General features: G+C 63.2%; 1 pseudogene. It reads right to left on the bottom strand.

Annotation, left to right across the window (positions count from 1 at the left end):
- Positions 1–516: pseudogene (locus HMPREF2734_RS12115) on the bottom strand (hypothetical protein); the annotation flags it as partial.

Here is a 516-nt window from a genome sequence, read left to right as displayed (position 1 = left end):
TTGCGACCTTGCCCTCGCCGAAGAAAATCCCAATCAAATTCTCGGCAATCTGCGCCGCAGCCGGACGATCCTGATCAATCCCGAGACGCCCAGCGTGTTCCATGTCGGAGATCTCCCGCTCGTCATAGGTTAGATGCAGGGTACGTTTGCCGTTTCGCGACGGCCCGAACTTCGCCGCATCCACCGCAGGCTTCTCGTTTGCCGGCACCAACGTGCGGGCTGCAGCCTCAATCGCCCGGTAACCACCCTCGACCTCAAGTAAGGCAAGGCGCAGCGCCCACCGCTGGGACGCATCCTTCACCGGTGCGATACGGCGCTCGATCAGTGCGAGCTCGTCCAACGAGAACGCCCGAGCCCGCGTAGCGGCCACCGCCTGCTTGCGCGTGAACTTGGTGCGACCGAAATACACATCCCGCAGCCGTGCCCAGGCTCGCGCACGATCCGGAGCGAAGCCCGAGGCGAGTGCAACATCAAGGTCGAAATCAGCCAGCGTCTCTAACGCTGCGGCCGACATCG

The sequence above is a fragment of the Corynebacterium sp. HMSC055D05 genome, from assembly GCF_001810365.1.
GTDB classification, from domain to species: domain Bacteria; phylum Actinomycetota; class Actinomycetes; order Mycobacteriales; family Mycobacteriaceae; genus Corynebacterium; species Corynebacterium coyleae.
This window is presented reverse-complemented; position numbering and strand designations above follow the sequence as displayed.